This is a genomic window from Streptomyces sp. URMC 126, assembly GCF_051386555.1.
In the GTDB taxonomy this organism is placed as follows: domain Bacteria; phylum Actinomycetota; class Actinomycetes; order Streptomycetales; family Streptomycetaceae; genus Streptomyces.
On the sequence record NZ_JBPQTX010000440.1, the window covers coordinates 1 to 4,624 of the forward strand.

4 protein-coding genes are annotated in these 4,624 nt (G+C 76.4%); all 4 read right to left on the minus strand.

From position 1 onward, the window contains the following. Window positions 1-136 precede the first annotated feature (136 nt). The 4 genes from ACSNOK_RS30890 to ACSNOK_RS30905 are packed head-to-tail and all read right to left on the minus strand — an operon-like array spanning window position 137 to window position 4,579. Window positions 137-496: a cobalamin biosynthesis protein gene (locus tag ACSNOK_RS30890; protein ID WP_436784106.1), complete on the minus strand. Its 360-nt coding sequence runs from the start codon at window positions 494-496 to the stop codon at window positions 137-139. After that, window positions 493-1,860, minus strand: a complete 1,368-nt coding sequence (locus ACSNOK_RS30895) for a cobyrinate a,c-diamide synthase (protein ID WP_436784107.1) — start codon at window positions 1,858-1,860, stop codon at window positions 493-495. The genes ACSNOK_RS30890 and ACSNOK_RS30895 overlap by 4 nt, the downstream gene beginning before the upstream one ends. Continuing rightward, on the minus strand, window positions 1,854-2,462 hold the full coding sequence (gene cobO, locus ACSNOK_RS30900) for a cob(I)yrinic acid a,c-diamide adenosyltransferase (RefSeq protein WP_436784108.1): 609 nt from the start codon (window positions 2,460-2,462) through the stop codon (window positions 1,854-1,856). Before cobO ends, ACSNOK_RS30895 begins: the two co-directional genes overlap by 7 nt. After that, window positions 2,462-4,579 carry a putative cobaltochelatase gene (locus ACSNOK_RS30905; protein WP_436784109.1) on the minus strand — a complete coding sequence of 706 codons (2,118 nt, stop codon included), beginning with the start codon at window positions 4,577-4,579 and terminating at the stop codon, window positions 2,462-2,464. Before ACSNOK_RS30905 ends, cobO begins: the two co-directional genes overlap by 1 nt. Window positions 4,580-4,624 lie beyond the last annotated feature (45 nt).

Here is a 4,624-nt window from a genome sequence, read left to right on the forward strand (position 1 = left end):
CGGACGGGCTGAAGTGCGCGCCCAGGGCGGCACTATCCAGCCCGTCCGGCGCTTGAGGACGAGCGGCGAAGCCGCGAAAAGGGGGTCCGGGGGCTTGCCCCCGGGAATCGGCGAAGGGGCGGGACCGGGGCACACCTCACCCCGCCACCGCACACGTCACCCGCCCCGACACCACCTTCGGCACGAGCAGGACAGCCCCCGCCCCCGCCGCCAGCAGAGCCGCCGCCTCCGCGACGGAAGCCGTACCGACCGCCGAGCGAGCGGAAGCCGAGGGATGCGGAACGGGCACCCCGGCGAGCTCGGCGGCGTCGTACGGCCGCACCGGCACGCCGAGTACAGCCGCCGCCCCGGCGATCCCGGGCTCCGCCGCCCGCGCGGCGAGGGTCGCCAGGGCGACGGGCCGCCCGTCCGCCGGCAGGCATTGGCGGACCAGCGTGACCACCTCGTCGGCCGTCACCCCGGGCCGCGCCCCGACGCCGACGAAGAGGCCGGTCACGCGCGCGCCGCCGCGCGCACCAGCCGTGCCGCCAGACCCGGCGCGCCCGCCCAGTGGACGTGCAGGTACGACGCGTGGACGCCACCCGCCGCGTACCCCTCGACCCGCCGCTCGGGAGCCGTAAAGCCCCACGCGGGCGCCGGGCCCGCGCCCGGTTCGACGACCGTGCGGTGGAACTCGTGGCCACGAAGCCGCGTCCCGGCCGCCGCGAGAGGAGTGTCGGAGAGCGCCACGGCCTCCCGGTAGCCCAGGGTGAGCCGGGGCGACATCCGGGCCTCGCCGGGCAGGACGCCGCACATCGGGCGGCCGTCCAGCGAGCGGGACAGGTACAGCAGGCCCGCGCACTCCGCCGCCACCGGCCCGCCCGTCGCCGCGAAGGCGGACACCGCCTCGCGCAGCGGCTCGTTCGCGGACAGCTCCGGCGCGTACATCTCCGGGAAGCCACCGCCGATCACCAGGCCGGCCGTGTCCGGCGGCAGCTTCTCGTCCCGCAGCGGGTCGAACGGGACGACGTCCGCCCCGGCCGCCGTCAGCAGCTCCGTGTGCTCCGCGTACGAGAAGGTGAACGCCGGGCCGCCGGCGACCGCGATCACCGGACGGGGACCCGGCACCGGCTCGGCCTCCGGCGACCACGCCGGCCCCGGCACCGGCGGCGCGCTCCGCGCCAGCGCCAGCAGCGCGTCCAGGTCGCAGCCCTCGCGCACCCGCGCCGCCTGCGCGGCCACCGCGTCGAGCGCCTCCGCGCGCCGCTCGGCCACCGGGACGAGGCCCAGGTGGCGGCTGGGCGTGTCGACGTCGGCGGCCCGGCGCAGCGCGCCCAGCACCGGGACGCCGGCGCCGCCCAGCGCCTCGCGCAGCAGCGCCTCGTGCCGGTCGGAGCCGACCTTGTTGAGGATGACGCCCGCGACCCGTACCTCCGGGTCCCAGGAGGCGAAGCCGTGCACCAGCGCCGCCACCGAGCGGGACTGCGACGACGCGTCCACGACCAGCACCACCGGCGCCCGCAGCAGTTTCGCCACGTGCGCCGTCGACGCCAGCTCGCCCCGGCCGCTCGCGCCGTCGAAGAGGCCCATCACGCCCTCGATGACGGCGAGTTGGGCCCCCGCCGCGCCGTGCAGGAACAGGGGGCCGATCCGCTCCGGGCCGCACAGGAACGCGTCCAGGTTGCGGCCCGGGCGGCCGGTGGCCAGCGCGTGGTAGCCCGGGTCGATGTAGTCGGGGCCGACCTTGTGCGGGGACACGGCGAGGCCCGCGTCGGCGAACGCCCGCATCAGGCCGGTGGCCACCGTCGTCTTGCCGGTGCCGGACGCGGGCGCCGCGATGACCAGGCGGGGAACGGAGGTCGTGGACGCGGATGTCACCACTCGATGCCCCGCTGGCCCTTCTGGCCCGTGTCCATCGGGTGCTTGACCTTCGACATGTCGGTGACCAGGTCCGCGAAGTCCACCAGCTCCTGCGGCGCGTTACGGCCCGTGATCACCACGTGCTGCGTTCCGGGGCGGTCCTTGAGGACGGAGACGACCTCGGCCGTGTCGATCCAGCCCCAGTGCAGCGGGTACGCGAACTCGTCGAGCACGTAGAGCTTGTAGCGCTCGGCCGCGAGGTCGCGCTTGACCTGCTCCCAGCCCTCGCGCGCCTTCTCCTCGTTGGTCTGCTCGCCCTCCTCGGGGGCGCGCTGGATCCAGGACCAGCCCTGGCCCATCTTGTGCCAGTCGACGGTCCCGCCCTCGCCGGAGGCGCCCAGCACCCGCAGCGCGTTCTCCTCGCCGACCTTCCACTTCGCCGACTTCACGAACTGGAACACCCCGATCGGCCAGCCCTGGTTCCAGGCCCGCAGCGCGAGCCCGAAGGCGGCCGTCGACTTGCCCTTGCCGATACCGGTGTGGACGAAGACGAGCGGCCGGTTGCGGCGCTGGCGCGTGGTGAGACCGTCGTCCGGAACGACGGTCGGCTGTCCCTTGGGCATTACGCGGCTCCCCTGGTCGTGGTGGTGGTGCGGACGGAGCGGACGAGCGCGGTGACGGTGTCCGCGCGGAGTTCGTCGAGGGTGACGACCGGTGCCCGCAAAGAATGCCCCAACTCGGCCGCCAGGCCCAGGCGTACGGGCCCGGCCTCGCAGTCGACGACCACGGACGCCGTGCCCTCGGCCGCCAGCAGGCCCGCCGCGCGGGACGCCCGCACCAGCGGCTCCGGACCGCCCGTCGCCCGGCCGTCGGTCACCACGACCAGCAGCGGACGCCGCGACGGATCGCGCAGCCGCTCCACCCGCAGCACCTCGCGGGCCCGCAGCAGCCCGTCGGCCAGCGGCGTCCGGCCGCCCGTCGGCAGCTTCTCCAGCCGGGCCGCGCCCGCGTCCACCGACGAGGTGGGCGGCAGCGCCACGTCCGCGCCGGAACCCCGGAACGTGATCATCCCGATCTTGTCCCGGCGCTGGTAGGCGTCCAGGAGGAGGGACAGGACGGCGCCCTTGACCGCGCTCATCCGCTTGCGGGCCGCCATCGAGCCGGAGGCGTCCACGACGAAGAGGACGAGGTTGCCCTCGCGGCCCTCGCGCACCGCCTCGCGCAGATCGTCCCGGCGGACGACGAGACCGCGTCCGGACCGGCCGCGCGCCCGCTGGTGCGGGGCGGCGGCCTGGAGCGTCGCGGCCAGGTGCAGCCGGGTCAGCGTCCCGCGCGGGCGGCGGGCGCCGGTCGTCCGGCCGTGCGCCGTCCGGGCCCGCGAACGGCGGCCGTCCGCGCCCTCCCCGAGGCCCGGCACGTCGAACTTCCGGGTGCGGAACGGCTCGCCGGCGGCCACGGGCGCGGCCTCCGGGCCGCCGTCGCCGCCCGCGCCCCGCTCGGGCGTTCGCGGCGCGGGGGAGTCGGAGGCGTCCTGCGCGGGGGCCTCCTGCGCCGGGGTCTCCGGGGCGGGGGCCTCGGCGGGCTGCTCGCGCTGCGGGGGCAGGTCGGCGGCCTCCGGGCCGGACTCGGACGTCTCCCGCGGCGGCACCCCGTCCCCGGGTCCGTCGTCGTCCGGGCCTCCGTCACCCGGGCCGTCGTCGTCCGGGCCCTGCTCGTCGTCCTCGTCGTCCTCCTCGAACTGCCGCAGGATCTCGTCGAGTTTGTCCTCGTCCAGGCCCGGCGCGTCGAAGGGGTTGCGCCGGCGGCGGTGGGGGAGAGCGAGCAGCGCCGCCTGCCGGACGTCCTCGGTGACGACGTCCGTACGGCCCGCCCACGCGGCCAGCGCCGACGCCGTCCGGGCCGTCACGATGTCGGCGCGCATGCCGTCCACCTCGAAGCCGGCGCACACGGCGGCGATCCGGCGCAGGGCGCCGTCCCCCAGCCGCACGCTCGGCAGCAGGGCGCGCGCGGCGGCGATGCGCTCCCGCAGCGCGTCCTCGTCCGCCGCCCACTTCGCGGCGAAACCGGCCGGGTCCTCGTCGAACGCCAGCCGCCGGCGGACGACCTCCACACGCTCGTCCGTCTCCCGGGAGGCGGCCACCTCGACGGTCAGGCCGAACCGGTCGAGGAGCTGCGGCCGGAGCTCGCCCTCCTCGGGGTTCATGGTGCCGACGAGGAGGAAGCGGGAGGCGTGGCGCACGGAGACGCCTTCGCGTTCGATGTGCGCGGAGCCGGTCGCCGCCGCGTCGAGCAGCGAATCGACGAGGTGATCGCCCAGCAGGTTGACCTCGTCGACGTACAGCACGCCCCGGTGGGCACCGGCCAGCAGACCGGGCTCGAACGCCTTCACCCCGTCGGACAGGGCACGCTCGATGTCGAGCGAGCCGACGAGACGGTCCTCGGAGGCGCCCACCGGCAGCTCGACCATCCGCGCCGGACGGACGAACCGGGCGCCGCCCTCGTGCGGGCCGTCCGGGCACGAGGCGTCCGGCGCCGCCGGGTCGCAGCAGAACCGGCAGTCGGCGAAGGTCTCGACCTCGGGGAGGAGGGTGGACAGGGCCCGGACGGTCGTGGTCTTGGCCGTGCCCTTCTCACCGCGCACCAGCACGCCGCCCACCGACGGCGACACGGCGTTGAGGAGCAGCGCCAGCCGCAGGCTGTCCATGCCGACGATGGCGGCGAAGGGGTACGGGGTGCTCATGCGGTGATCGCTCCTTCGGAGGGTGCTTCTGGACGGGGCGGGGGG

Bases quoted from the DNA above. Each gene is read 5' to 3' on its own strand.
- cobO (WP_436784108.1), bottom strand. From the start codon at position 2,462: ATGCCCAAGGGACAGCCGACCGTCGTTCCGGACGACGGTCTCACCACG.
- ACSNOK_RS30905 (WP_436784109.1), bottom strand. From the start codon at position 4,579: ATGAGCACCCCGTACCCCTTCGCCGCCATCGTCGGCATGGACAGCCTG.